The sequence below is a fragment of the Enterobacter sp. 186315 genome, from assembly GCF_053290175.1.
On record NZ_JBPTTK010000006.1, the window covers coordinates 72,129 to 96,242 of the forward strand.

27 protein-coding genes are annotated in these 24,114 nt (G+C 56.5%); 24 read left to right on the forward strand and 3 right to left on the reverse strand.

Annotated features, from left to right (window positions below):
* The first annotated feature begins 76 nt into the window (after positions 1 to 76).
* The 14 genes from ACSVHP_RS08990 (at position 77) to ACSVHP_RS09055 (ending at position 11,818) form a co-directional block, all read left to right on the forward strand.
* A complete protein-coding gene (locus ACSVHP_RS08990; RefSeq protein ID WP_447551708.1) occupies positions 77 to 655 on the forward strand; it encodes a phage baseplate assembly protein V in 579 nt (192 codons plus the stop codon).
* Positions 652 to 1,011 carry a GPW/gp25 family protein gene (locus tag ACSVHP_RS08995; protein ID WP_446492536.1) on the forward strand — a complete coding sequence of 120 codons (360 nt, stop codon included), beginning with the start codon at positions 652 to 654 and terminating at the stop codon, positions 1,009 to 1,011. The genes ACSVHP_RS08990 and ACSVHP_RS08995 overlap by 4 nt, the downstream gene beginning before the upstream one ends.
* On the forward strand, positions 998 to 1,906 hold the full coding sequence (locus tag ACSVHP_RS09000; protein WP_447551795.1) for a baseplate assembly protein: 909 nt from the start codon (positions 998 to 1,000) through the stop codon (positions 1,904 to 1,906). Before ACSVHP_RS08995 ends, ACSVHP_RS09000 begins: the two co-directional genes overlap by 14 nt.
* A complete protein-coding gene (locus ACSVHP_RS09005) occupies positions 1,899 to 2,504 on the forward strand; it encodes a phage tail protein I (protein WP_447551709.1) in 606 nt (201 codons plus the stop codon). Before ACSVHP_RS09000 ends, ACSVHP_RS09005 begins: the two co-directional genes overlap by 8 nt.
* Entirely contained in the window at positions 2,501 to 3,901 is a 1,401-nt protein-coding gene (locus ACSVHP_RS09010; RefSeq protein ID WP_447551710.1) for a phage tail protein, read from the forward strand. The genes ACSVHP_RS09005 and ACSVHP_RS09010 overlap by 4 nt, the downstream gene beginning before the upstream one ends.
* Positions 3,902 to 3,903: 2 nt before the next feature.
* On the forward strand, positions 3,904 to 4,338 hold the full coding sequence (locus tag ACSVHP_RS09015) for a tail fiber assembly protein (protein WP_447551711.1): 435 nt from the start codon (positions 3,904 to 3,906) through the stop codon (positions 4,336 to 4,338).
* A 131-nt stretch (positions 4,339 to 4,469) separates the two neighbouring features.
* On the forward strand, positions 4,470 to 5,642 hold the full coding sequence (locus tag ACSVHP_RS09020; RefSeq protein WP_447551712.1) for a phage tail sheath protein: 1,173 nt from the start codon (positions 4,470 to 4,472) through the stop codon (positions 5,640 to 5,642).
* Positions 5,643 to 5,651: 9 nt separating this feature from the next.
* Entirely contained in the window at positions 5,652 to 6,167 is a 516-nt protein-coding gene (locus ACSVHP_RS09025; RefSeq protein ID WP_447551713.1) for a phage major tail tube protein, read from the forward strand.
* A 54-nt stretch (positions 6,168 to 6,221) separates the two neighbouring features.
* A complete protein-coding gene (locus ACSVHP_RS09030; protein WP_063135363.1) occupies positions 6,222 to 6,524 on the forward strand; it encodes a phage tail assembly protein in 303 nt (100 codons plus the stop codon).
* A gap of 14 nt (positions 6,525 to 6,538) precedes the next feature.
* A complete protein-coding gene (locus ACSVHP_RS09035) occupies positions 6,539 to 6,658 on the forward strand; it encodes a GpE family phage tail protein (RefSeq protein ID WP_446492543.1) in 120 nt (39 codons plus the stop codon).
* The gene (locus tag ACSVHP_RS09040; RefSeq protein WP_447551714.1) at positions 6,651 to 9,953 is read left to right on the forward strand and encodes a phage tail tape measure protein; all 3,303 of its coding nucleotides are present in this window, start codon (positions 6,651 to 6,653) and stop codon (positions 9,951 to 9,953) included. The genes ACSVHP_RS09035 and ACSVHP_RS09040 overlap by 8 nt, the downstream gene beginning before the upstream one ends.
* The gene (locus tag ACSVHP_RS09045) at positions 9,953 to 10,438 is read left to right on the forward strand and encodes a phage tail protein (RefSeq protein WP_045356110.1); all 486 of its coding nucleotides are present in this window, start codon (positions 9,953 to 9,955) and stop codon (positions 10,436 to 10,438) included. Before ACSVHP_RS09040 ends, ACSVHP_RS09045 begins: the two co-directional genes overlap by 1 nt.
* The gene (locus tag ACSVHP_RS09050; RefSeq protein ID WP_447551715.1) at positions 10,435 to 11,535 is read left to right on the forward strand and encodes a phage late control D family protein; all 1,101 of its coding nucleotides are present in this window, start codon (positions 10,435 to 10,437) and stop codon (positions 11,533 to 11,535) included. The genes ACSVHP_RS09045 and ACSVHP_RS09050 overlap by 4 nt, the downstream gene beginning before the upstream one ends.
* Before the next feature lie 67 nt (positions 11,536 to 11,602).
* Positions 11,603 to 11,818, forward strand: coding sequence for an ogr/Delta-like zinc finger family protein (locus ACSVHP_RS09055; RefSeq protein ID WP_447551716.1), 216 nt, complete (start codon positions 11,603 to 11,605; stop codon positions 11,816 to 11,818).
* Between the two features lie 91 nt (positions 11,819 to 11,909).
* Here the strand turns inward: ACSVHP_RS09055 and ACSVHP_RS09060 are convergent, their stop codons facing one another.
* Both ACSVHP_RS09060 and ACSVHP_RS09065 read right to left on the reverse strand, forming a co-directional pair.
* A complete protein-coding gene (locus ACSVHP_RS09060; RefSeq protein WP_447551717.1) occupies positions 11,910 to 12,437 on the reverse strand; it encodes a hypothetical protein in 528 nt (175 codons plus the stop codon).
* 248 nt (positions 12,438 to 12,685) lie between these two features.
* Entirely contained in the window at positions 12,686 to 14,371 is a 1,686-nt protein-coding gene (locus ACSVHP_RS09065; RefSeq protein WP_234674260.1) for an aspartate:alanine antiporter, read from the reverse strand.
* Positions 14,372 to 14,646: 275 nt separating this feature from the next.
* On the opposite strand from ACSVHP_RS09065, the gene ACSVHP_RS09070 reads away from it, so the two are divergent.
* Positions 14,647 to 15,021: an inner membrane protein YbjM gene (locus tag ACSVHP_RS09070; protein WP_234674261.1), complete on the forward strand. Its 375-nt coding sequence runs from the start codon at positions 14,647 to 14,649 to the stop codon at positions 15,019 to 15,021.
* 33 nt (positions 15,022 to 15,054) lie between these two features.
* Here ACSVHP_RS09070 and ACSVHP_RS09075 read toward each other — a convergent pair whose 3' ends face one another.
* Positions 15,055 to 15,324 carry a GrxA family glutaredoxin gene (locus tag ACSVHP_RS09075; RefSeq protein ID WP_014069504.1) on the reverse strand — a complete coding sequence of 90 codons (270 nt, stop codon included), beginning with the start codon at positions 15,322 to 15,324 and terminating at the stop codon, positions 15,055 to 15,057.
* Positions 15,325 to 15,511: 187 nt separating this feature from the next.
* On the opposite strand from ACSVHP_RS09075, the gene nfsA reads away from it, so the two are divergent.
* The 9 genes from nfsA (at position 15,512) to rlmC (ending at position 23,982) form a co-directional block, all read left to right on the forward strand.
* On the forward strand, positions 15,512 to 16,234 hold the full coding sequence (gene nfsA / locus ACSVHP_RS09080) for an oxygen-insensitive NADPH nitroreductase (RefSeq protein WP_417313637.1): 723 nt from the start codon (positions 15,512 to 15,514) through the stop codon (positions 16,232 to 16,234).
* A gap of 51 nt (positions 16,235 to 16,285) precedes the next feature.
* Positions 16,286 to 17,188 (forward strand): 30S ribosomal protein S6--L-glutamate ligase, encoded by a 903-nt coding sequence (gene rimK, locus ACSVHP_RS09085; protein WP_447551718.1) that lies wholly within the window; start codon positions 16,286 to 16,288, stop codon positions 17,186 to 17,188.
* 62 nt (positions 17,189 to 17,250) lie between these two features.
* On the forward strand, positions 17,251 to 17,727 hold the full coding sequence (locus tag ACSVHP_RS09090) for a YbjN domain-containing protein (protein WP_234676392.1): 477 nt from the start codon (positions 17,251 to 17,253) through the stop codon (positions 17,725 to 17,727).
* Between the two features lie 350 nt (positions 17,728 to 18,077).
* Complete coding sequence (potF, locus tag ACSVHP_RS09095; protein ID WP_234676389.1) at positions 18,078 to 19,190, forward strand: spermidine/putrescine ABC transporter substrate-binding protein PotF; 1,113 nt, start codon at positions 18,078 to 18,080, stop codon at positions 19,188 to 19,190.
* Between the two features lie 142 nt (positions 19,191 to 19,332).
* Complete coding sequence (potG, locus tag ACSVHP_RS09100) at positions 19,333 to 20,466, forward strand: putrescine ABC transporter ATP-binding subunit PotG (protein WP_447551719.1); 1,134 nt, start codon at positions 19,333 to 19,335, stop codon at positions 20,464 to 20,466.
* A gap of 9 nt (positions 20,467 to 20,475) precedes the next feature.
* A complete protein-coding gene (gene potH, locus ACSVHP_RS09105) occupies positions 20,476 to 21,429 on the forward strand; it encodes a putrescine ABC transporter permease PotH (protein ID WP_447551720.1) in 954 nt (317 codons plus the stop codon).
* Positions 21,426 to 22,271, forward strand: a complete 846-nt coding sequence (potI, locus tag ACSVHP_RS09110) for a putrescine ABC transporter permease PotI (protein WP_022647574.1) — start codon at positions 21,426 to 21,428, stop codon at positions 22,269 to 22,271. The genes potH and potI overlap by 4 nt, the downstream gene beginning before the upstream one ends.
* Before the next feature lie 42 nt (positions 22,272 to 22,313).
* Positions 22,314 to 22,811, forward strand: coding sequence for a YbjO family protein (locus ACSVHP_RS09115; RefSeq protein WP_447551796.1), 498 nt, complete (start codon positions 22,314 to 22,316; stop codon positions 22,809 to 22,811).
* A 40-nt stretch (positions 22,812 to 22,851) separates the two neighbouring features.
* Positions 22,852 to 23,982, forward strand: a complete 1,131-nt coding sequence (rlmC, locus tag ACSVHP_RS09120; protein ID WP_447551721.1) for a 23S rRNA (uracil(747)-C(5))-methyltransferase RlmC — start codon at positions 22,852 to 22,854, stop codon at positions 23,980 to 23,982.
* The last annotated feature ends 132 nt before the right edge of the window (positions 23,983 to 24,114 follow it).

Sequence of the window (24,114 nt, forward strand, 5' to 3'; positions counted from 1 at the left end):
CCAAAGTTGTTGTGTATCACATATCACACAATTTAGCACACTCCTTTCAATAAAGAGCTAATGGCAAAATAATGCCATGAACGCACAACTCACAGAAATCATGCGCCTTATCACCAATCTGATCCGCACCGGCACGGTGACCGAAGTGGACCGGGAAAACTGGCTGTGCCGGGTAAAGGTAGGCGAACTCGAAACCAACTGGATCAACTGGCTGACGCTGCGTGCAGGTGGTGCCCGCACATGGTGGTGCCCGTCGCCGGATGAGCAGGTGGTGGTTCTGAGCATGGGCGGCAATCTTGAAACTGCTTTTGCGCTTCCCGCTATTTATTCCAGCCAGTTTGCGCCGCCATCGGATTCCGTGGATGGCTGCGTGACGCAGTACCCGGACGGAGGCTCGTTTGAGTACGAACCCGCCTCAGGGCGTTGGCACGTCAGGGGTATCAAATCCATGGTGATTGAGGCGGCTGACCATATCACCCTCAAAACCTCTCAGTTTGTCGTAGAAGCCGACACCACGCGCATCAACAGTAACGTTGTAATCAACGGTGCAGTCACCCAGGGCGGCGGCCCGATGAGTTCCAACGGGATCGTGGTGGATGACCACGCGCACAACAAAGTTAAATCAGGCGGCGATAAGTCGGGAGGCCCGGTATGACGCTGTATATCGGTATGAGTCAGCGCAACGGCAAGACCATCACGGACACAGACCATCTTCGCCAGTCGGTACGCGATATTCTTGTTACCCCGCAGGGCAGCCGCATTGCCCGCCGGGAGTATGGTTCCCTGCTGTCCGTCCTGATTGACCAGCCGCAGAACCCGGCGCTGCGCCTACAGATCATGTCGGCGGTGTATATGGCCCTGAGCCGCTGGGAGCCACGCCTGACGCTGGACTCCATCACCATCAGCAGCAATTTTGACGGCTCCATGGTGGTTGACCTTACCGGGCTGCGTAACAACGGCGCGCCGGTTTCCCTTTCCGTATCAACAGGAGCAGACAATGGCGGTCATTGACCTTTCACAGCTCCCCGCGCCGCAGATTGTGGACGTGCCGGATTTTGAGACTCTGCTGGCCGAGCGCAAGGCTGCCTTTGTGACGCTGTATCCGGCGGATGAGCAGGCTGCCGTCACGCGCACGCTGGCGCTGGAGTCTGAACCCATCACTAAACAGCTGCAGGAAAGCACGTACCGCGAGGTACTCTTGCGCCAGCGTATCAACGAGGCCGCGCAGGCAGTCATGGTGGCGTATGCCCTCGGTGGCGATCTGGACCAACTCGCCGCCAATTACAACGTCAACCGCCTGACGGTTACGCCTGCCGATAGCGACGCGGTGCCACCGGTTGCTGCTGTGATGGAAAGCGACGACGCTCTGCGTCTACGTGTGCCTGCTGCATTTGAGGGGCTGTCGGTAGCCGGTCCGACGGCGGCGTATGAGTTTCACGCCAGAAGTGCGGACGGGCGCGTGGCGGATGCCAGTGCAACCAGCCCGGCCCCGGCGGAAGTGGTTCTGACTGTACTGAGCCGCGAGGGTGATGGTGCGGCAGAAAATGACCTGCTGGCAGTGGTCGAAAAGGCGCTGAACAACGAGAGCGTGCGACCGGTGGCGGATCGCCTGACGGTGCGTAGCGCCGAAATTATCCCGTACAGCGTGGAAGCAAACATCTTTCTCTATCCTGGACCGGAGGCTGAGCCGGTAATGGCGGCCGCAAAAGCCAGCCTGCAGAAATACATCGCCAGCCAGACACGGCTCGGACGCGATATCCGCCGCAGTGCCATCTATGCTGCGCTACATGTCGAAGGTGTGCAGCGTGTGGAGCTGGCATCCCCGATGAATGATGTGGTGCTGGACAAAACGCAGGCTGCATCCTGCACGCAGTGGAATGTGACTAACGGGGGCACGGATGAATAGCTTGCTGCCGCCTGGCTCAACACCGCTTGAGCGCCGACTGGCGCAGACCTGCAGCGGGATTTCCGATCTGCAGGTGCCGCTACGCGATTTGTGGAACCCGGCAACCTGTCCGGTCAGTTTCCTGCCGTATCTGGCGTGGGCGTTTTCTGTGGACCGCTGGGACGAGAGCTGGACGGAAAGCGTTAAGCGCCGGGTGGTGCAGGATGCGTTCTATATCCATCAGCACAAAGGGACAACCAGCGCGGTGCGTCGCGTGGTGGAGCCGTTCGGCTTCCTGATCCGCATTATCGAATGGTGGCAGACCGGCGAACAACCTGGCACGTTTCGTCTTGATATCGGCGTGCAGGACCAGGGCATCACGGAAGAAACCTATCTGGAGTTGGAGCGCCTCATCAGCGACGCCAAGCCCTGCAGCCGTCATCTGATCGGTATGTCCATCAACCTGCAGACCGGCGGGCCGTATTTCGTCGGCGCAGTCATCTACACCGGCGAAGAAATCACGATTTACCCGTATATCAACGACACCATTATTTCTGGCGGCAGCGCTTATGAAGGCGGTGCAGTCCATGTTATTGACACAATGAGAGTGAACCCATGAGCGCAAAATTTTATACCCTGCTGACGGATATCGGCGCGGCGAAACTGGCAAGCTCCGCCGCGCTCGGTGTGCCACTGAAAATTACCCAGATGGCTGTAGGGGATGGTGGCGGTGTGCTGCCAACACCAAACGCTCAACAGACAAAGCTGGTTGCCGAAAAGCGCCGCGCTGACCTCAACATGCTGTATATCGATCCGCAGAACAGCAGCCAGATTATTGCTGAACAGGTGATCCCCGAAACCGAGGGCGGTTGGTGGATTCGTGAGGTCGGTCTGTTCGATGAAACCGGCGCGCTGATTGCTGTGGGCAACTGCCCGGAGAGCTACAAGCCGCAGTTGGCGGAGGGGAGCGGTCGCACACAGACCGTGCGCGTGGTGCTGATTACCAGCAGTACCGATAGTATCACCCTGAAAATTGACCCTTCGGTTGTTCTGGCAACCCGCAAGTATGTCGATGACAAGGTGCTTGAGCTTAAGGTGTACGTGGATGACCTGATGGCGGCGCATATTGCTGCAGCTGATCCCCATACGCAGTATGCGCCAAAGGCAAGCCCGACGTTCACTGGTACGCCGAAAGCACCGACAGCGGCGGTAGGTAACAATACCACTCAGCTTGCTAACACTGCTTTTGTGCAGGCGGCGCTGGTTGCCCTGGTTGGTGGTGCGCCCGCTACACTGGACACTCTGAAAGAAATTTCAGCAGCAATCAGCAATGACCCCAATTTCAGCACCACCATTAATAACGCGCTGGCGCTGAAAGCACCACTGGCGAGCCCGGCCCTTACCGGAACGCCAACGGCACCTACTGCGTCACAGACGGTGAACAACACCCAGGTTGCCACCACGGCATTTGTTAAATCAGCCATCGCGGCGCTAGTAGCATCATCCCCGGCAGCGCTGGATACGCTGAATGAACTGGCTGCGGCGCTGGGTAACGATCCGAACTTTGCCACCACTGTGATGAATGCGCTGGCGGGAAAGCAGCCTCTGGATTCAACACTTACTGCTCTGGCGGGTAAGAACATTGCCGGACTTCTCGCCTATCTTGGTCTGACGGATATTGTGCAGTCCGGTGTAGGGACTGGCCTGCTTGGCCCGGCAGGCTATATCAAAATCCCGTTAATCATTGATGGCGGGAAACAGATATTTATTATGCAGTGGGGTTTAGTTACGGATGGCTCACAGGCAACCGTAAACTACCCGACAGCGTTCCCAACCAGGGTGGCTTTGGCTCTGGCTACCCCACTAACATCATTTACTGCCGGGGTTGCCTCCGTCTCGATGGCAAACGTGGATACTATTAGTCTGACGCAGTTAAACATCATTGTTGCCAGAACGGTGAGCGGATCGCAGGTAGCATTTCCCCGCTCTGTGTTATGGCTGGCTTTAGGATACTAACGATGAATGCATACTTTTTTAGCGCCTCTGCACCTGGGTTTTTCGCGCAGGATTTGAAAGATGTTTATGATTCTGCCGGAACCTGGCCTGACGATGCAGTGAGCATTGACAATGACACCTGGCGACAATTTATCTTCACGCAGCCCCCGGGAAAACAGCTGGGTGCGGACGCACAGGGGATGCCTGTCTGGATTGATAATCCTGAGCCTACGGCAGAAGAGCTTATAGCTGCTGCCAGTAAGGAAAAACAAGAGTGCATAGAGCAGGCGAATTTTTACATCAATAGCAGGCAGTGGCCTTCAAAGCTTTCATTGCAGCGCTTATCTGATGATGAAAAGGCGGCCTTTAATTCTTGGCTTGATTATCTTGATGCACTGGATGCCGTAGATATTTCAGCAGCGCCGAATATTCACTGGCCAGAAAAGCCCGCTGAGTAACCCGTCCCCGCAAATGCGGGGATTTTTATACCTTTCCATTGTGTCATTTTCCACACATCTTGCAGTACGTGCGCCACGCGCATATCACCCTGAACATAGGCGTATCCCATGTAAACCGGAGAGACTGCCTTATGGCTCAGGATTACCATCACGGAGTGCGCGTTGAAGAAATCAACGATGGCACCCGATCCATTACCACGGTTAGCACCGCTATCGTCGGCATGGTCTGCACCGGCGATGATGCCGATGCGTCCATGTTTCCCCTTAACAAACCGGTCCTGCTGACAGATGTACTAACCGCCAGCGGTAAAGCAGGCGAGTCCGGCACGCTGGCCCGCTCGCTGGATGCCATTGCTGACCAGGCTAAACCCTTGACTGTCGTTGTGCGCGTTGCACAGGGTGAAACCGAAGCGGAAACAACCTCCAACATTATCGGCGGCGTGACAGCCGACGGTAAAAAAACAGGCATGAAAGCACTGTTATCTGCGCAGTCCCAGCTCGGCGTTAAGCCGCGTATTCTTGGCGTGCCGGGGCACGACACGCAGGCGGTTGCCACTGAGCTGCTGAGCGTGGCGCAGAGTCTGCGCGGGTTCGCCTATCTGTCAGCCTACGGCTGCAAAACGGTAGAGGAGGCCATTGCCTACCGCGATAACTTCAGCCAGCGCGAGGGGATGCTGATCTGGCCTGATTTCATCAACTTTGACACGGTGCTTAACGCAGACGCGACTGCCTATGCATCCGCCCGTGCGCTTGGCCTGCGTGCCAAAATTGACGAGCAGACCGGCTGGCACAAAACCCTGTCCAACGTGGGTGTGAACGGCGTCACCGGCATTTCTGCTGATGTGTTCTGGGATTTGCAGGACCCGGCAACCGATGCGGGGCTGCTGAACCAGAACGATGTCACCACGCTGATCCGAAAAGACGGCTTCCGCTTCTGGGGTTCGCGCTGCCTCAGTGACGATCCGCTATTTGCCTTTGAGAACTACACTCGCACGGCGCAGGTGCTGGCTGACACCATCGCTGAAGCGCATATGTGGGCGGTGGATAAGCCGCTCAACCCTTCACTGGCCCGCGACATTATTGAAGGCATTCGCGCCAAAATTCGCAGCCTGGTGAGCCTGGGTTACCTCATTGGCGGTGACTGCTGGCTGGATGAGTCCGTGAATGATAAGGACACGCTCAAGGCCGGGAAGCTGCTGATCGATTACGACTACACGCCAGTACCACCGCTGGAAAATCTGCTGCTTCGCCAGCGTATCACCGATCAGTATCTGATTAATTTCGCCAGCCAGGTCAGCGCATAAGGGGGCAGCATGGCTTTACCACGCAAGTTAAAACACCTGAACCTGTTCAATGACGGGAACAACTGGCAGGGGATCATTGAATCTCTGACCCTGCCTAAATTCGGCCGAAAGTTTGAAAAGTATCGCGGCGGCGGTATGCCCGGTTCGGCGGATGTTGATCTGGGGCTGGATGATGGCGCGCTGGACACGGAATTTTCAATCGGTGGCACCGAACTGCTGTTATTCAAGCAGATGGGAAAAGCCACCGTCGATGGTATCCAGCTGCGTTTCACCGGCTCCATTCAGCGTGACGATACCGGCGAAGTGCAGGCCGTGGAGCTGGTTGTGCGCGGGCGACATAAAGAAGTCGATTCCGGCGAATGGAAAACCGGAGAGAGCAACACCACAAAAGTCAGCAGCACCAACAGCTACGCGAAGCTGACCATCAACGGCGAAGTGCTCTATGAGGTTGATGTAACCAACATGATTGAAATCGTTGATGGCGTGGACCTGATGGAAGAGCACCGCAACGCCCTGGGCCTCTGATCTACTTTAAAGGCGCGGGCAGCCGCGCCAGTCCATTATTAACAGGAAATGACAATGAGCGAACAACTGACTGAAAAAACCGTACAGCTGGACACCCCAATCAAGCGTGGTAAAACCGAAATTGCCGAAATTGTGCTGCGCAAGCCGCAGTCCGGCGCGCTGCGTGGCACCCGCCTGCAGGCGATCATGGATATGGACGTCGGCGCGATGATGACGATTATTCCCCGCATCTCCACGCCCGCGTTGACCGCTCAGGAGATGGCAGAACTGGACCCTGCCGATCTCACCGCATTGTCTGTAGAGGTGGTGACTTTTTTGTTGAAGAAGTCGGTGCTTGCCGGTTTGCCGACAGCCTGACGGTAGAAGATCTGGTGGCTGATATCGCCACCATTTTTCACTGGCCGCCGTCCGTCACTGACATTATGCCTCTGACTGAAGTGCTGGAGTGGCGGCACAAAGCGATACAGAGAAGCGGGGCCAGCGATGAGTGATAACAACCTGCGCCTGCAGGTAATTCTAAATGCGGTTGATAAGCTCACCCGTCCATTCCGAACAGCGCAGGCCAGTTCAAAAGAGCTGGCTACCGCCATTCAGCAAAGCCGCGCAAGATTAAAAGAACTGGACGCCCAGGCGGGTCGTATTGATGGCTTCCGCAAGGCAAGCGCGCAGCTGGCCGTCACCGGCAACAGTCTTAAAGCCGCACGCGAAGAAGCGGCGAAGCTTGCCACGCAGTTCTCGGCCACTAACCGCCCGACGGCGGCACAGGCTCGTCTGCTTGAGCAGGCAAAAAACCGCGTTAACGAGCTGCAGAGCAAATACAACGGCCTGCGTCAGTCGGTACAGCGTCAGCGTCTTGCGCTCAATGAGGCCGGACTGGACACCAAAAAGCTGAGCAGTGCGCAGCGGGAGCTGCGGCAGAATACCGACGAAACCCGGCAGGCGCTGGACCGACAGCAGAAATCCCTTAAGCGCCTGGGCGAGCAGCAGGCCCGAATGAACGCCATCCGCGATCAGTATTCGCGGCGCCTTGAGGTGCGGGATCGTATCGCGGGCGCCGGAGCAACGACTACTGCCGCCGGGCTGGCGATGGGCGCGCCGGTGATGGCTGCCGTTAAAAGCTATGCCAGCATGGAAGATGCGATGAAAGGCGTGGCAAAGCAGGTTAACGGGCTGCGGGACGACAACGGCAACCGCACAAAACAGTTTTACGACATGCAGGATGCCATCAAGGCCGCCAGTGAACAGCTGCCGATGGAGAATGGCGCCATCGACTATGCCGCGCTGGTTGAAGGTGGCGCCCGCATGGGCGTGACAAACCAGAACGATTCTTACGAAGACCAGAAGCGTGACCTGCTGGCCTTTGCATCCACTGCAGCAAAGGCCGCAACGGCATTCGAGCTGCCCGCTGATGAGCTGGCGGAGGGGCTGGGGAAAATCGCGCAGCTGTATAAAGTGCCGACCCGCAATATTGAACAGCTTGGCGATGCCCTGAATTACCTGGACGATAACGCCATGTCTAAGGGCGGCGATATCATCAATGTGCTGCAGCGCATGGGGGGCGTGGCAGACCGGCTTGATTTCCGAAAGGCTGCCGCGCTGGGTTCCACCTTCCTGTCTCTGGGCGCCGCGCCTGAAATCGCCGCCAGCGCATCAAATGCGATGGTGCGCGAACTGTCGATTGCGACCATGCAGAGCAAGCGGTTCATGGAAGGTATGGATCTGCTTAAACTCAATCCAGAAGAGATTGAAAAGCAGATGACAAAGGACGCAATGGGAACCATTCAGCGCGTGCTGGAGAAGGTCAACAAGCTGCCGCAGGATAAACGCCTGTCCGCCATGACGATGATATTTGGCAAAGAGTTTGGCGATGATGCAGCGAAGCTTGCAAACAACCTGCCGGAGCTGCAGCGACAGCTGAAACTCACCTCAGGCACTGAGGCTAACGGCTCCATGCAGAAAGAATCCGATATCAATAAGGATTCACTTTCCGCGCAGTGGTTGCTTGTTAAAACGGGCGCGCAGAACGCTTTCAGTAGCCTGGGGGAAACACTGCGCCAGCCGCTGATGGATATCATGGGGTACGTCAAAAACGTGACCGGGGCACTGCGTCGATGGGTTGAGGCTAACCCGCAGCTGGCGGGCACTCTGATGAAAGTGGCGGCGGCCACTGCCGCGATCACCGTTGTGCTCGGCACGCTGGCTGTGGCCGTGGCTGCCGTGCTGGGGCCACTGGCGGTGATCCGTTTAGGCCTGTCCGTACTGGGTGTAAAAACACTCCCGTCCGTTATGTCTGCAGTGACCCGCACCGGCGGCGCGCTGTCCTGGCTGGTAAATGCGCAGCTTTCCCTGTTGCGCCGTGGCATGGCGGCATCCAGCAGTAGCGCCGGATTGCTGGCATCTCCCCTTAACTCCCTTCGCCGTTCTGCCGGGCTGGCTGGCAATGCGCTGAAAGCGCTGGCCGGTGCTCCGGTTGCTGTCCTTCGCAGCGGAATGTCTGGTATTCGCAACATTATCGGCATGGTAATGAATCCGCTGGCCGCGTTGCGCGGGGGGTTATCCGCAGCCGGTGGCGTGCTTCGTTTTCTGGCGTCCGGCCCGCTGGCCCTCCTTCGCGTCGCGCTGTACGGGATTTCTGGATTGCTGGGCGCCCTGCTTAGTCCGATAGGGCTGGTTGTGGCGGCTCTGGCTGGCGTGGCGCTGGTTGTCTGGAAATACTGGCAGCCGATAAGCGCATTTTTAGGCGGAGTGGTTGAAGGGTTCAAAGCTGCAGCTGCGCCTGTCAGTGCGGCTTTTGAGCCACTGCAGCCTGTTTTCCAGTGGATAGGTGACAAGGTCCAGGCGTTGTGGGGCTGGTTTACTGATCTGCTGACGCCGGTTAAGTCCACATCTGCAGAGCTGCAAAGCGCGGCATCGATGGGGCGGCAGTTTGGCGAAGTGCTGGCAGAAGGGCTGAACATGGTTATGCACCCGCTTGATTCGCTTAAATCGGGCGTGTCCTGGCTGCTTGAAAAACTCGGCATTGTCAGCAAGGAGGCGGCCAAAGCGAAGCTTCCTGAGAAGGTCACGCGGCAGCAGCCAGCCACTGTAAACACAGACGGTAAAGTGGTGCTGCCGCCTGGCGGATTCCCGACGATGGGTTTTGCTGGCATGTACGACAGCGGCGGTACCATTCCGCGCGGCCAGTTCGGCATCGTGGGCGAGAATGGCCCTGAGATTGTTAACGGGCCTGCCAATGTCACCGGCAGGAAACGGACTGCTGACCTGGCAAGGGTGGCGGCAACTCTCAATCCTTCCCGAACGGAGCCAGCCAGCCCGGAGCAACGGCCTGAAAGCAGGTTAATACTGCCTCCTGAGATTGTTAACGCCCCGGTAAAACTTCCAGGTCGGGATCGTGCTGCGGAGCTGGCTGATATCGCTGCAGCTGTCATGCCAGCACCGGCCATTACGGAAATTACGGATAGGAGGGCTGACCCGATGGCTATGCGCCAGAAGATGTTCGCTTCCGTCGTCGCTGGGGTAATGGGCCTGGCGGCTGCCCCGGCAGAAGCCGCACCACTTCATCCGCACAGTGTACCTGTCAGGACGCAACCGGCGCCGTCGGCAAAGGCAGAGAGACAACCGCAGGTCATTAAGTACGAGATAAGCGCGCCAATTCATATCGTCGCCCAGCCAGGGCAAAGCGCACAGGATATCGCCCGCGAGGTGGCCCGGCAGCTTGATGAGCGAGAGCGCAGGGCCAGGGCAAAAACACGCAGTAATTTCAGTGATCGAGGGGGTTACGAATAATGATGATGGTGCTGGGGTTGTACGTATTCATGCTGCGAACCGTACCCTATCAGGAGCTGCAGTATCAGCGCAGCTGGCGGCACGCAGCAAACAGCCGGGTTAACCGGCGCCCGTCAACGCAGTTTCTTGGGCCGGATAACGATTCGCTTACTCTGTCCGGCGTCCTGCTGCCGGAGATAACCGGCGGCAGGCTATCTTTACTGGCGCTGGAGCAGATGGCGGAGCTGGGGAAAGCCTGGCCTTTGATTGAGGGGAGCGGGACGATTTACGGCATGTTTGTGATCGAGAGTCTGAGCCAGACAAAAACAGAATTTTTTGAGAGCGGTATGCCCCGGCGCATCGAATTTTCGCTGAGCCTGAAACGGGTGGATGAATCGCTGTCTGATATGTTTGGCAGCCTCAGCGATCAGCTCAGTAATTTGCAGGACTCCGCCACCGCTGCGATAGGCAATATGAAAAATACGGTTGGGGGGTTACTGCAGTGAATTTCAGCTCTGATCTCCTGAACCTGAACAGCAAAACCCCCGGTTTCAGCATCATCATTGAAGGTAAAGATGTGACTACCGTGCTGGATGCGCGCCTGATGAGTCTGACGCTGACCGATAACCGGGGCTTTGAAGCGGACCAGCTTGATCTGGAACTGGACGACTCGGACGGGCAAATCGTTCTGCCACGTCGGGGGGCCATTATTCAGTTTGCGCTGGGGTGGAAAGGTCAGCCGCTTTTTCCGAAAGGGGCCTTTACTGTCGATGAGATTGAGCACAGCGGCGCGCCTGACCGTCTCACAATTCGCGCGCGTAGCGCAGATTTCCGTGAAACCCTTAACACGCGGCGTGAAAAGTCCTGGCACCAGACAACGGTGGGCGAAGTCGTGAAGGAAATCGCGGCCAGGCATAAATTAAAGATGGCGCTGGGCCAGGACCTGATGGATAAGCCTGTGGATCATCTTGACCAGACTAACGAGAGCGATGCGAGTTTCCTGATGAAGCTGGCGCGGCAGTATGGAGCGATAGCCTCAGTTAAGGACGGCAATCTGTTGTTTATCCGTCAGGGGCAGGGCAGAACGGCAAGCGGTAAGCCGCTGCCGGTTATCACCATAACCCGCCAGGCCGGTGACGGTCATCGTTTTACCCTGGCCGATCGCGATGCCTATACGGGGGTAATTGCCAGCTGGCTGCATACCCGTGAGCCAAAGAAAAAAGAGACAGCAAAGGTTAAGCGCCGTCGAAAAAAAACCACTGCGGCAAAGGAGCCGGAAGCAAAACAGGGAGATTACCTGGTTGGAACGGATGAAAACGTGCTGGTACTCAACAGAACTTATGCGAACCGCAGTAATGCAGAGCGAGCGGCAAAGATGCAGTGGGAACGCCTGCAGCGCGGGGTTGCAACATTCTCCCTGCAGCTCGCAGAAGGCCGTGCAGATCTCTACACTGAAATGCCGGTGACGGTTAGCGGCTTCAAGCAGCCTATTGATGATGCGGAATGGACCATCACCACGCTAACGCATACCGTCAGCCCGGATAACGGATTTACGACCAGTCTGGATCTCGAAGTGAAAATAGATGAGTTCGAAATTGAATGATTAGTTCCAAATTGAGAACAATGATGTATCATTATTGCGAACTGGTTAAGAGTGAGGGCTAAACGAAATGATGAATTGTCCGATGTGTGGTCAGGCCGCGCATACACGCAGTAGCTTTCAGGTTTCCAGTGAAACCAAAGAACGATACAACCAGTGCACCAACATTGAGTGTGGGCATACGTTCGTGACGCATGAGACTTTCGTGCGATCTGTTTGCCGTCCGCAAAAAATCAGCGCCGCGCCGCCTCATCCCAAAGGTATGCAGGAGCAATTTGCTTACTGAAACAGACCTGCAGCTGGCGGGTTTTTTATAGTGACATCTCATAGATTCTTCCACTGGCAACATCTTGGCAAAGCGTCTGCTGTGTTGGAACCTATCGAACCTGACTCTTGCAACCGATTAACCCATAGGTAGTAAAACGTGGAAGACCTAATTCCCATGATATAGTCGGGTTGAATTTATGATCGTGGAGATAGAAAAAATCTAGTGTGTCGTCTTTTTCTCGGTAGGTGATTTTTGCAACACCAACGGGTATCCGATGAGACTCAACACCAGTATGTAGTGTCAATATTGCCGTTCCCCTATGGGTCAAATTACCAGCTATATGAAATGTTATTACATCTAAATCTCTATGGTGAGTATTGCAGTTGATTACTTCACCAACAAGTTTACCTGCATTGTCAATTTCATTGATGCGTATAACTAATGAGGGTTCAGGGAAACCATGACATACACCCAGATTGTTCCAACTTTTGCCTACTAAAATATTCGAATATCTTTCCCTTCGTAACCTTCTGGCTTCTCTGAGTTGCGGTAAGAAAAAAATAAGTGCGGGAATACCAAAAAGGATAGTCGCTGCAGTCCCGATGATTGTGATTATGTCACTAGAGGATAAAGTCATGTTCTTTCGTATGCTCTGTCGCCATTTTGTCGCCACTCTTGGAAAGAATGGATGATAAGTCATTATTTAAACTGGGATAATCTATCAGGCAACAAAAAACCCATCAACCTTGAACCAAAACGGCGGGGTTGATGGGCTCCACAAATTGGGGACATCAAAGAAAAGCAGTGGCACTAGTTATGACTGCCCCCTGCGTAAAAAGTTCTGCGCATATCAAAAATTTTTTCCGACATGCGCAAACTTGAGACTTATCCGAGTCCAGGCCAGATGATGATGATAAGCGTACCCGCAAGGGTCAGCAGGACGTTGGCGATGGCGTAGGTGCCCGCATAGCCCAGCGCGGGAATGTTGCTGCGCGCGGTGTCACTGATTATTTCCATTGCCGGTGCGCAGGTACGTGCGCCCATCATCGCGCCGAACAGCAGCGCGCGGTTCATGCGCAGCACGTAGGCGCCGAACAGGAAGCAGATCACTACCGGCACCAGGCTCACGATCAGGCCGGAGACCAGCATCTGCCAGCCAACGGCGCCGAGGCTGTGGCCGATGCCGCTCCCGGCGCTTAAGCCTACGCCCGCCATAAACACCATCAGGCCAAACTCTTTCACCATGTTGAGCGCGCCCTGCGGGATATAGCCGAAGGTGGGGTGGTTGGCACGCAGGAAGCCGAGCATGATCCCGGCGAACAGCAGTCCGGCGGCGTTACCGATGCCGAAGCTAAAGTTGCTGAACTGGAAGGTGATCATCCCGATCATCAGGCCGACAATAAAGAAGGCGCAGAAGGCCAGCAGATCGGTGACCTGGCTGTGAATCGAGATAAAGCCGATGCGGTCGGCCACGGTTTTCACGCGACGCGCGTCGCCGCTCACCTGTAACACGTCGCCCTTGTTCAGCACCACGTTATCGTCGATTGGCATTTCAATCTGGCTGCGGATCACGCGGTTCAGGAAGCAGCCGTGGTCGGTCAGCTTCAGCTGCGCGAGGCGGCGGCCCACGGCGTTATGGTTTTTCACCACGATCTCTTCGGTGACGATACGCATGTCGAGCAGGTCGCGGTCGAACACCTCTTTGCCGTTACGGAAGCTCGGGTCGAGACGCGCGTGGGCATCGGGATAGCCCACCAGCGCGATATCATCGCCCATCTGCAATACCGCGTCGCCGTCCGGGTTCGCCAGAATACCGTTGCGTCGAATACGTTCGATGTAACAGCCGGTCTGGCGATAGATACCCAGCTCGCGCAGGTTTTTGCCATCTGCCCACGCCACCAGCTCCGGTCCAACGCGGTAGGCGCGGATAACGGGCAGATAGACTTTGCGCTTGCTGTCGGTGTCCAGGCCGCGCTCGCGGGCAATCTGCTGCGCGCTGGTCTGGAGATCCTGGTGCTGAAGTTTTGGCAGATAACGCGCGCCGACGATCAGGCTCACCAGACCAATCAGGTAGGTCAGGGCGTAGCCCAGGCTCAGGTGGTCGAGGGCGGTGGAAAGCGTTTCACCCGCCATGCCGGCATGGCGAAGCGTATCTCCCGCGCCTACCAGCACCGGGGTAGAGGTCATAGAGCCTGCGAGCATACCGGCCGTTAAGCCGATATCCCAGCCAAACAGTTTACCCAGCCCTAACGCAATCAGCAGCGCGCTGCCGACCATCACCAGCGCCAACATCAGGTAATTTTTGCCGTCGCGGAAAAAAATTGAAAAAAAGTTCGGACCTGCTTCCACGCCAACACAAAAAATAAACAGCATGAAGCCTAAGTTGAGCGCGTCCGTGTTAATGCTGAAATGTTGCTGACCTAATAATAATGAAACGACCAAAACACCAATCGAATTACCAAGTTGAACTGAACCCAGGCGTAATTTGCCCAGACAAAGGCCCAGTGCCAGTACCACAAATAATAACAGGATGTAATTCCCGTTTAACAAGTCTGCGACGTTTATATTCACGGAGGCTAACTTCTTGTTTACCAGTAAGTTGTTGAATGAAGAGGTTTTTTGGGCTACTGTTTTAGGGCGTCAGGGAAAATTCTTATGCTCCCGTACTCCCTAATTAATTCCGTATAACAATAACCGCTGGCTAGTTTAATCGCATTGGCTATCAACGGCTACCTATTATCGCGCGCCTGCGTGCGGGCTTTGGCAAGGATTGCCACTCTGCTTTATCTGACTGGGCGTCCACAGGACGAAAGTGTAATTGATAGAGAATAAGTCAGGAGGATGGTTTGAACATCAAGCATAACTGGGCCGGGGTGATCAGCTGTTTTTTGCTGTTCATCGTCGTGTGCCTGGTATTAGCCTTTAATGTGAAAGGGGCATTCAGAGCGGAAGGCCACGCCGAGCTGGGTTTGCTGTTTTTCATCTTTCCGGGGGCCGCCGCCAGCTTTCTCTCTCGCGGAGATGAGGTGGTCAAACCCCTGATTGGCGCGATGCTGGCAGCACCGCTGTGTCTGCTGCTGTTACGGCTGCTGTTTGTGACATCAAGAAGTTTCTGGCAGGAGATGGCGTGGTTGCTAAGCGCCGTGTTCTGGTGTGCCCTGGGAGCGCTCTGTTTCTTATTTATCCGGGCGCTTATCGAACGGGTCCGGCGGCACAAATAAAAACGCCCTCAGGCGAGGGCGCTTCGTTACGCATTACTGAGCGGCAAACAGGCCCAGGTTTTCTTTCGCGTAGGCTTCAAAATCAGTGCAGCCGCCGATGTGCTTCTGGTCGAGGAAAATCTGCGGTACGGTTTCAACCGGCTTACCCACGGTTTTTTCCAGATCGGCTTTGCTGATCCCTTCCGCGTGGATATCCACGTAGCGGAAGTTAAAATCATCACGCTCTTCGGTCAGCTTCTCAGCCAGCTCTTTTGCACGTACGCAGTAAGGGCACCCTGGACGACCAAAAATCACTGCAAACATTTCTCTCTCCTCGAAAAAACAAGCCTGACGGCGAATGACAGCTATAGTGCCTTATAACCTGTAGTGATGAAAAGAAGGTTTCGCCTGTCACTTTAATATCTTCGGGCTATGTTTCGCCAATTACAGGCCGCGCATCATTGCCTATACTGGCTGCCATACCGCGTAAAGAGAGTTAGAGAGAGACAAGATGACGCCAACCATTGATCTACTGCGTTCCCACCGTTCCATTCGCCATTACACCGACCAACCCATTACCAAAGAGCAGCGTGAAGCGATTCTGGACAGCGCGCGAGGCACGTCCAGCTCCAGCTTTTTACAGTGCAGCTCCATTATTCGTATCACCGACACCGCCATGCGCGAGCAGCTGGTGACGCTGACCGGTGGGCAGAAACACGTGGCGCAGGCCGCCGAGTTCTGGGTATTTTGCGCCGACTTTAACCGCCATCTGCAAATCTGCCCGGAGGCCGAGCTGGGTCTGGCGGAACAGCTGCTGCTGGGCGTGGTGGATACCGCGCTGATGGCGCAAAACGCCTTCACGGCGGCGGAGTCCTTAGGGCTTGGCGGCGTCTATATCGGCGGGCTGCGTAATAACATTGAGAGCGTAACCGAGCTGCTGAAGCTGCCAAAACACGTTCTGCCGCTGTTTGGCCTGTGCCTCGGCTGGCCTGCGGATAACCCGGATCTGAAGCCGCGTATTCCTGCCGCCATGCTGGTACACGAAAATCACTATCAGCCGGTCGATCAGGCTGTGCTGGATCAATACGACGAAGAGCTGGCGAACTATTATTTGACGCGCGACAGCAATAACCGTCGCGATACCTGGACTGACCATATTCGTCGCACCATCATCAAAGAGAACCGCCCGTTTATTCTCGACTATTTGCATAAGCAGGGCTGGGCGACGAGATAGTCCTTTCTGTATGATACGCAGGCTTTTTCCATGTCTTTAGAGAGGTGCAGGGTGAAAATCGCCATTTTGTCCCGGGATGGAACGCTCTATTCATGCAAACGCCTGCGAGAAGCGGCGGTCAAACGCGGTCATCAGATTGAGATCCTCGATCCGATGTCCTGCTATATGAACATCGATCCTGCGGCATCGTCGATTCATTACAAAGGCCGCCGACTGCCGCACTTCGATGCGGTGATCCCCCGCATCGGCTCCCAGATCACCTATTACGGCACCGCGGCGCTGCGCCAGTTTGAAATGCTGGGCAGCTATCCCCTGAATGAATCCGTCGCTATCTCCCGCGCCCGGGACAAGCTGCGCTCCCTACAGCTGCTGGCCCGTCAGGGGCTGGATCTGCCCGTCACCGGTATTGCTCATTCGCCGGACGACACCAGCGATCTGATCGACATGGTGGGCGGCGCGCCGCTGGTGATCAAGCTGGTGGAAGGCACCCAGGGCATCGGCGTGGTGCTGGCCGAAACGCGCCAGGCGGCGGAAAGCGTGATTGACGCGTTTCGCGGCCTCAACGCTCATATTCTGGTGCAGGAATATATAGAAGAGGCGAAAGGGCGGGACATCCGCTGTTTCGTGGTGGGCGATGAAGTTGTGGCGGCCATTGAGCGCCAGGCGAAAGAGGGCGATTTTCGCTCTAACCTGCACCGGGGCGGCGTGGCGCGTATCGCGGAAATTAGCGATCGCGAGCGTGCGATGGCGGTAAAAGCGGCGCAGACCTTAGGGCTGGACGTGGCGGGTGTCGATCTGCTGCGGGCCACGCGCGGGCCGCTGGTGATGGAGGTTAACGCCTCGCCGGGGCTGGAAGGGGTTGAGAAAACCACGGGCGTTGATATCGCCGGTAAAATGATCGCGTGGATTGAGCGCCACGCGACGCCGGGCTTTTGCCTGAAAACGGGCGGTTAAATGGATAAGTGCGCACTTTTTGCGTAATCTGGACAACGTTTATTTTAAGAGGCTTTATTGCTATGGAATTACAGGTCGTACCCACCCTGGATACGTTACGTCAATGGCTCGACGATGCAGGTATCACCTACTTTGAGTGCGACTCTTGTCAGGCGCTGCATCTGCCGCACATGCAAAATTTCGACGGCATTTTCGATGCCAAAATCGATCTGATCAACGACGTCATTCTTTTTTCCGCCCTCGCGGAAGTGAAACCCTCTGCGCTGCTGGCGCTGGCCTCGGATCTCTCGGCGATTAACGCCAGTTCTTTGACGGTGAAAGCGTTTCTCGACATACAGGACGATAACCTGCCGAAGCTGGTGGTTTGCCAGTCTTTATTCTCCGGTGCGGGCGTCTCCTTCAAGCAGTTTTCCTGGTTCATGCGCCTCAGCGAAGAGCAGATCTCAATGGTCATGATGGAAGCCAGCGCGCATCACCTGTTGTTCAGCAATGAAGACGAAGCAGAAAATAACGAAGCATCGGCCAATTTTCTTCACTGAGGCTGTCTGACTTTTGCGCAGTCGCTGCCAGAGCGGCTGCATAACACCCTCTTTTATGCTGCATTTAACCTTTTCTTAAAGAATTATTCACCTCACTCCGGGCCATTTCGGCTTATCACATAGACGTTACGTGCATAAAAAATTGATAAAAGGCGTTTTTTCGTCTGGGCTATAGCCGGGGACACAGGCTACAGTTATTCTTGCGAAGCTTAAAAAAGCGAGCGGATCCTGGCGGAAAAATTCTTTTTTCACCTTTCGGTCAGAGCGACAAAATATGCATGATTTTTGCATATCTCCAGATTGCACAGTTTTAGTTCGTTTGTTAACGAGCTTTCAGAAGGAATAAAGATATGATCGCCTTGAATAAAAAGTGGTTATCGGGTCTGGTTGCGGGTGCTCTGATGGCTGTTTCTGTCGGCACGCTCGCTGCGGAACAAAAAACGCTGCACGTCTATAACTGGTCTGACTATATTGCGCCGGATACGGTGGCTAATTTTGAAAAAGAGACCGGCATCAAAGTCGTCTACGACGTGTTCGATTCGAACGAAGTGCTCGAAGGCAAACTGATGGCTGGCAGCACCGGCTTCGACCTGGTGGTGCCTTCCGCAAGCTTCCTGGAGCGTCAGCTGACCGCCGGGGTCTTCCAGCCGCTGGATAAAAGTAAACTCCCGAACTGGAAAAACCTCGACCCGGAAGTGTTAAAGCTGGTCGCGAAGCACGATCCGGACAACAAATACGCCATGCCTTACCTGTGGGCGACCACCGGGATTGGCTATAACGTCGATAAGGTCAAAGCGGTGCTCGGTAAAGACGTCAAGCTGGACAGCTGGGACGTGGTGCTGAAGCCGGAAAACCTTGAGAAGCTGAAAAGCTGCGGCGTCTCCTTCCTCGATGCGCCAGAAGAGATTTTCGCCACCGTGCTGAACTATCTGGGCAAAGATCCGAACAGCAGCAAAGCCGACGATTACACCGGGCCAGCGACCGATCTGCTGCTGAAGCTGCGTCCAAACATTCGCTATTTTCACTCCTCTCAGTACATCAACGACCTGGCAAACGGCGACATCTGCGTGGCGATCGGCTGGGCAGGCGACGTATGGCAGGCGGCTAACCGCGCGAAAGAGGCGAAAAACGGCGTGAACGTTTCTTACTTCATTCCGAAAGAGGGGGCGCTGGCCTTCTTCGACGTCTTCGCCATGCCTGCGGATGCGAAGAACAAAGACGAGGCCTATCAGTTCCTGAACTACCTGATGCGTCCGGAAGTGATTGCGCACATCAGCGATCACGTTTACTACGCCAACGGTAACAAGGCCTCCGTGCCGATGGTAAGCGAAGAGATCCGCAATAACCCGGCTATCTATCCGCCAGCGGACGTGTTCGCCAAGCTGTTCACCCTGAAAGTGCAGGATCCAAAAATTGACCGCGTGCGTACCCGTGCGTGGACCAAGGTGAAAAGCGGTAAATAACGGCGTCTGGAATTGTTGCCCGGTGGCCCATTGCTCACCGGGCCGACAAAATCCGTAGGCCGGGCAATCTCCAGGACCGCCCGGCGATGCGCACCCTGACGGTGCGTTTGCACCAGTTTTGATCTCTACCGGAGAGCACCCCGTGAATGACGCTACCCCCCGCCCGCAGGCGAAAGTCCGTAAAGCGCTGACCCCGCTTCTTGAAATCCGCAACCTCACCAAATCCTTTGACGGCCAACATGCCGTGGATGACGTCAGCCTGACGATCTACAAAGGTGAGATTTTTGCGCTGCTTGGCGCATCGGGCTGTGGTAAATCGACCCTGCTGCGAATGCTGGCCGGTTTTGAACAGCCCAGCGCCGGGCAGATCGTGCTGGACGGCGTTGACCTCTCCAGCGTGCCGCCTTATCAGCGTCCCATTAACATGATGTTCCAGTCCTACGCCCTGTTCCCGCACATGACGGTTGAGCAGAACATCGCGTTTGGGCTCAAGCAGGACAAGCTGCCTAAGGCAGAAATTACCGCCCGCGTGGCCGAAATGCTGAGCCTGGTGCATATGCAGGAGTTCGCGAAGCGTAAACCGCATCAGCTCTCCGGCGGCCAGCGTCAGCGCGTGGCGCTGGCGCGAAGCCTCGCCAAACGCCCGAAACTGCTGCTGCTCGACGAACCGATGGGCGCGCTGGATAAAAAGCTGCGCGACCGGATGCAGCTTGAAGTGGTGGATATCCTGGAGCGCGTGGGGGTGACCTGCGTGATGGTGACCCACGACCAGGAAGAGGCGATGACCATGGCCGGGCGTATCGCCATCATGAACCGCGGCAAGTTCGTGCAGATTGGCGAGCCGGAAGAGATCTACGAGCATCCGACCACCCGCTACAGCGCGGAATTTATCGGCTCGGTGAACGTCTTTGAAGGGCTTCTGAAAGATCGTCAGGAGGACGGCCTGGTGATCGAATCGCCGGGGCTGGTGCATCCGCTGAAGGTCGACACCGATAATTCGGTGGTGGATAACGTGCCGGTATACGTGGCCCTGCGCCCGGAAAAAATCATGCTCTGCGACGAGCCGCCGGCCGATGGCTATAACTTTGCCGTGGGCGAAGTAGTACACATTGCCTATCTGGGCGACCTGTCCATCTACCACGTCCGCCTGAAAAGCGGCCAGATGCTCAGCGCTCAGTTGCAGAATGAACATCGCTATCGCAAAGGGCAGCCGACCTGGGGCGACGAAGTGCGTCTGTGCTGGGACGCGGACAGCTGCGTCGTGCTGACGGTATAAGGAGCGATCATGAGCACATTAGAACCTCCTGCCCGCGTTAAGGCACCGGGCGGTTTCGCACGCTGGCTGGCGCGGATGAACATGCGTCACGGGCGCAAGCTGGTGATCGCCATGCCTTATATCTGGCTGATCCTGCTGTTTCTGCTGCCGTTCCTGATTGTTTTCAAAATCAGCCTCGCGGAGATGGCCCGGGCGATCCCGCCTTATACCGATCTCCTGGAGTGGGCGGACGGGCAGCTGACCCTGACGCTGAACCTCGGGAACTTCCTGCAACTGACCGACGATCCGCTCTATGTCGAGGCGTACTTACAGTCGTTGCAGGTGGCGGCGATCTCGACGTTCTGCTGCCTGATGATGGGGTATCCGCTGGCGTGGGCGGTGGCGCACAGCAAGCCGTCGACGCGCAACATCCTGCTGCTGCTGGTGATCCTGCCGTCCTGGACCTCGTTCCTGATCCGCGTCTACGCCTGGATGGGGATCCTCAAAAATAACGGCATACTGAATAACTTCCTGCTCTGGCTCGGGGTTATCGATCAGCCGCTGACGATTTTGCACACCAATCTGGCGGTCTACATCGGCATTGTGTACGCCTATCTGCCGTTTATGGTGCTGCCGATTTACACCGCGCTGACGCGTATCGACTACTCCCTGGTGGAGGCTTCTCTCGATCTTGGCGCGCGTCCGCTAAAAACCTTCTTTAGCGTCATCGTGCCGCTGACCAAAGGGGGCATTATCGCAGGCTCGATGCTGGTGTTTATTCCGGCGGTGGGGGAGTTCGTGATCCCGGAACTGCTCGGGGGGCCGGACAGCATCATGATCGGTCGCGTGCTGTGGCAGGAATTCTTCAATAACCGCGACTGGCCGGTGGCCTCGGCGGTGGCGATCGTGATGTTGCTGCTGCTGATCGTGCCGATCATGTGGTTCCACAAGCATCAGCAGAAGCAGATGGGAGGTAACGGATGAACAATTTACCGGTAGTACGCTCTCCGTGGCGGATCCTGATCCTGATTATCGGCTTTACCTTCCTGTATGCGCCGATGCTGATGCTGGTCATTTACTCCTTCAACAGCTCGAAGCTGGTGACGGTGTGGGCGGGCTGGTCAACGCGCTGGTACAGCGAACTGTTCCACGACGACGCGATGATGAGCGCCGTCGGCCTGAGCCTGACCATCGCGGCGCTGGCGGCAACCATGGCCTGCGTGCTGGGAACCATCGCCGCGCTGGTGATGGTGCGCTTCGGGCGTTTTCGCGGGGCGAACGGCTTTGCGTTTATGATCACCGCGCCGCTGGTGATGCCCGATGTGATCACCGGCCTGTCGCTGCTGCTGCTGTTCGTGGCGCTGGCGCACGCCATCGGCTGGCCGGCGGATCGCGGGATGTTGACCATCTGGCTGGCGCACGTCACCTTCTGTACCGCTTATGTGGCGGTGGTGATCTCCTCGCGCCTGCGCGAGCTGGATCGCTCCATTGAAGAGGCGGCGATGGATCTGGGGGCAACGCCGCTGAAGGTCTTCTTTATTATTACGCTGCCAATGATCATGCCCGCGGTGATCTCCGGCTGGCTGCTGGCGTTTACCCTGTCGCTGGACGATCTGGTTATCGCGAGCTTTGTCTCCGGGCCGGGGGCGACGACGCTGCCGATGCTGGTCTTCTCCAGCGTGCGCATGGGGGTGAACCCGGAAATCAATGCCCTGGCCTCGATCATCCTCGGCGTGGTCGGAATTGTCGGATTTATCGCCTGGTATTTGATGGCGCGCGCGGAAAAACAACGCGTTCGTGATATCCAACGTGCAAGACGCGGCTGAAGCATTTAAAATTTCCTGTGAAGTGCCGCGCATGTCGCGGCACTGTTTTTCAGGGAAGTAAAAACAGTGGGATTCTTTCAAAAAACACGTCTTTCGCACGCTCGTCCGAACGTTCCTGCGCTGGTGCAGGTGGCGGCGCTCGCCATTATTATGATCCGCTGTCTGGACGTGCTGATGCTGCTGAACACCCTGGGCGCGCGCGGCATCGGTGAGTTTATCCACCGCAGCGTACAGACATGGAACCTGACGCTGGTCTTTCTCAGCAGCCTGGTGCTGGTCTTCATCGAGATTTACTGCGCCTTTTCGCTGGTGAAAGGGCGTAACTGGGCGCGCTGGATCTATCTTCTGACCCAGGTTACGGCGGCCAGCTATCTGTGGGCGGCCTCGCTGGGCTACGGTTATCCGGAGCTGTTCAGCATTGCGGGGGGATCGAAACGCGAGATTTTCCAGTCGCTGGTGATGCAGAAGCTGCCGGATATGCTGGTGCTTTGTCTGCTCTTCGTTCCGGCTTCCAGTCAGAGGTTCTTTCGTCTGCAATAATGTATATAATCGCTGCCCTCTTTAGTCTTGAGGTTTTCATATGCAGTGCGCACTCTATGATGCGGGTCGCTGTCGCTCCTGTCAGTGGATAGAACAGCCGATCTCTCAACAGCTCTCCGCCAAAATGACCGACCTGCGCCAGCTGCTGGCTGACCAGGCGGTGGGCGAGTGGTGCGCACCCGTCAGCGGCCCGGAGCAGGCTTTTCGTAATAAAGCCAAAATGGTGGTCAGCGGCAGCGTCGAAAAACCGCTGCTCGGCATGCTGCACCGCGACGGCACCCCAGAAGATCTCACCGACTGCCCGCTTTATCCCGCCTCCTTTGAGCCGGTGTTTGCCGCCCTTAAGCCGTTTATCGCCCGCGCGGGGTTAACGCCCTACAACGTGGCGCGCAGGCGCGGCGAGCTGAAATACCTGCTGCTTACCGAAAGCCAGCGCGATGGCGGCATGATGCTGCGTTTTGTCCTGCGCTCGGAGGCGAAGCTGGAACAGCTGCGCGCGGCGCTGCCGTGGCTTATGCAGCAGCTTCCGCAGCTGAAGGTCATTACCGCCAATATTCAGCCGGTGCATATGGCGATCATGGAAGGGGTGAAAGAGATTTTCTTCACCGGGCAGCACGCGCTGGCTGAAACCTTCAATGACGTGCCGCTGTGGATCCGCCCGCAGAGCTTCTTCCAGACCAACCCGACGGTCGCCAGCGCGCTGTACGCCACCGCCCGCGACTGGGTGCGCAGCCTGAACATTCATCACATGTGGGATCTGTTCTGCGGCGTCGGCGGTTTTGGGCTGCACTGCGCCACGCCGCAGATGCAGCTTACGGGCATTGAGATTTCCGCCGAGGCCATTGCCTGCGCGAAGCAGTCTGCCGCCGAGCTGGGGTTAACCAATCTGCACTTTCAGGCGCTGGACTCCACGCAGTTTGCCACCGGGCAGGGCGCGGTGCCGGAGCTGGTGCTGGTTAACCCGCCGCGTCGCGGCATCGGCAAGGCGCTGTGCGACTACCTGAGCCAGATGGCGCCGGAGTACATCGTCTATTCCAGCTGCAACGCGCAGACCATGGCGAAAGACATCGCCCATCTGCCGGGCTATCGCGTTGAACGCTTGCAGCTTTTCGATATGTTCCCGCATACCGCGCATTACGAAGTGTTGACGTTGCTGGTGAAAACGCGCTAATCCTCAACATCGCCCGGTGGCGCTGCGCTTACCGGGCCTACGGGTTCGGCCAGGCCGGGTAAGGCGTAGCCGCCACCCGGCACGTACCCCGCCGAATGTTCAACAAAATGTGAACTCTTCCCGCCGACAAAA

What these genes read in the sequence shown, in the direction of transcription:
- ACSVHP_RS08990 (WP_447551708.1), top strand. Translation starts at nt 77, where the DNA reads ATGAACGCACAACTCACAGAAATCATGCGCCTTATCACCAATCTGATC.
- ACSVHP_RS08995 (WP_446492536.1), top strand. Translation starts at nt 652, where the DNA reads ATGACGCTGTATATCGGTATGAGTCAGCGCAACGGCAAGACCATCACG.
- ACSVHP_RS09000 (WP_447551795.1), top strand. Translation starts at nt 998, where the DNA reads ATGGCGGTCATTGACCTTTCACAGCTCCCCGCGCCGCAGATTGTGGAC.
- ACSVHP_RS09005 (WP_447551709.1), top strand. Translation starts at nt 1,899, where the DNA reads ATGAATAGCTTGCTGCCGCCTGGCTCAACACCGCTTGAGCGCCGACTG.
- ACSVHP_RS09010 (WP_447551710.1), top strand. Translation starts at nt 2,501, where the DNA reads ATGAGCGCAAAATTTTATACCCTGCTGACGGATATCGGCGCGGCGAAA.
- ACSVHP_RS09015 (WP_447551711.1), top strand. Translation starts at nt 3,904, where the DNA reads ATGAATGCATACTTTTTTAGCGCCTCTGCACCTGGGTTTTTCGCGCAG.
- ACSVHP_RS09020 (WP_447551712.1), top strand. Translation starts at nt 4,470, where the DNA reads ATGGCTCAGGATTACCATCACGGAGTGCGCGTTGAAGAAATCAACGAT.
- ACSVHP_RS09025 (WP_447551713.1), top strand. Translation starts at nt 5,652, where the DNA reads ATGGCTTTACCACGCAAGTTAAAACACCTGAACCTGTTCAATGACGGG.
- ACSVHP_RS09030 (WP_063135363.1), top strand. Translation starts at nt 6,222, where the DNA reads ATGAGCGAACAACTGACTGAAAAAACCGTACAGCTGGACACCCCAATC.
- ACSVHP_RS09040 (WP_447551714.1), top strand. Translation starts at nt 6,651, where the DNA reads ATGAGTGATAACAACCTGCGCCTGCAGGTAATTCTAAATGCGGTTGAT.
- ACSVHP_RS09045 (WP_045356110.1), top strand. Translation starts at nt 9,953, where the DNA reads ATGATGATGGTGCTGGGGTTGTACGTATTCATGCTGCGAACCGTACCC.
- ACSVHP_RS09055 (WP_447551716.1), top strand. Translation starts at nt 11,603, where the DNA reads ATGATGAATTGTCCGATGTGTGGTCAGGCCGCGCATACACGCAGTAGC.
- ACSVHP_RS09060 (WP_447551717.1), bottom strand. Translation starts at nt 12,437, where the DNA reads ATGACTTTATCCTCTAGTGACATAATCACAATCATCGGGACTGCAGCG.
- ACSVHP_RS09075 (WP_014069504.1), bottom strand. Translation starts at nt 15,324, where the DNA reads ATGTTTGCAGTGATTTTTGGTCGTCCAGGGTGCCCTTACTGCGTACGT.
- nfsA (WP_417313637.1), top strand. Translation starts at nt 15,512, where the DNA reads ATGACGCCAACCATTGATCTACTGCGTTCCCACCGTTCCATTCGCCAT.
- ACSVHP_RS09090 (WP_234676392.1), top strand. Translation starts at nt 17,251, where the DNA reads ATGGAATTACAGGTCGTACCCACCCTGGATACGTTACGTCAATGGCTC.
- potF (WP_234676389.1), top strand. Translation starts at nt 18,078, where the DNA reads ATGATCGCCTTGAATAAAAAGTGGTTATCGGGTCTGGTTGCGGGTGCT.
- potH (WP_447551720.1), top strand. Translation starts at nt 20,476, where the DNA reads ATGAGCACATTAGAACCTCCTGCCCGCGTTAAGGCACCGGGCGGTTTC.
- potI (WP_022647574.1), top strand. Translation starts at nt 21,426, where the DNA reads ATGAACAATTTACCGGTAGTACGCTCTCCGTGGCGGATCCTGATCCTG.
- rlmC (WP_447551721.1), top strand. Translation starts at nt 22,852, where the DNA reads ATGCAGTGCGCACTCTATGATGCGGGTCGCTGTCGCTCCTGTCAGTGG.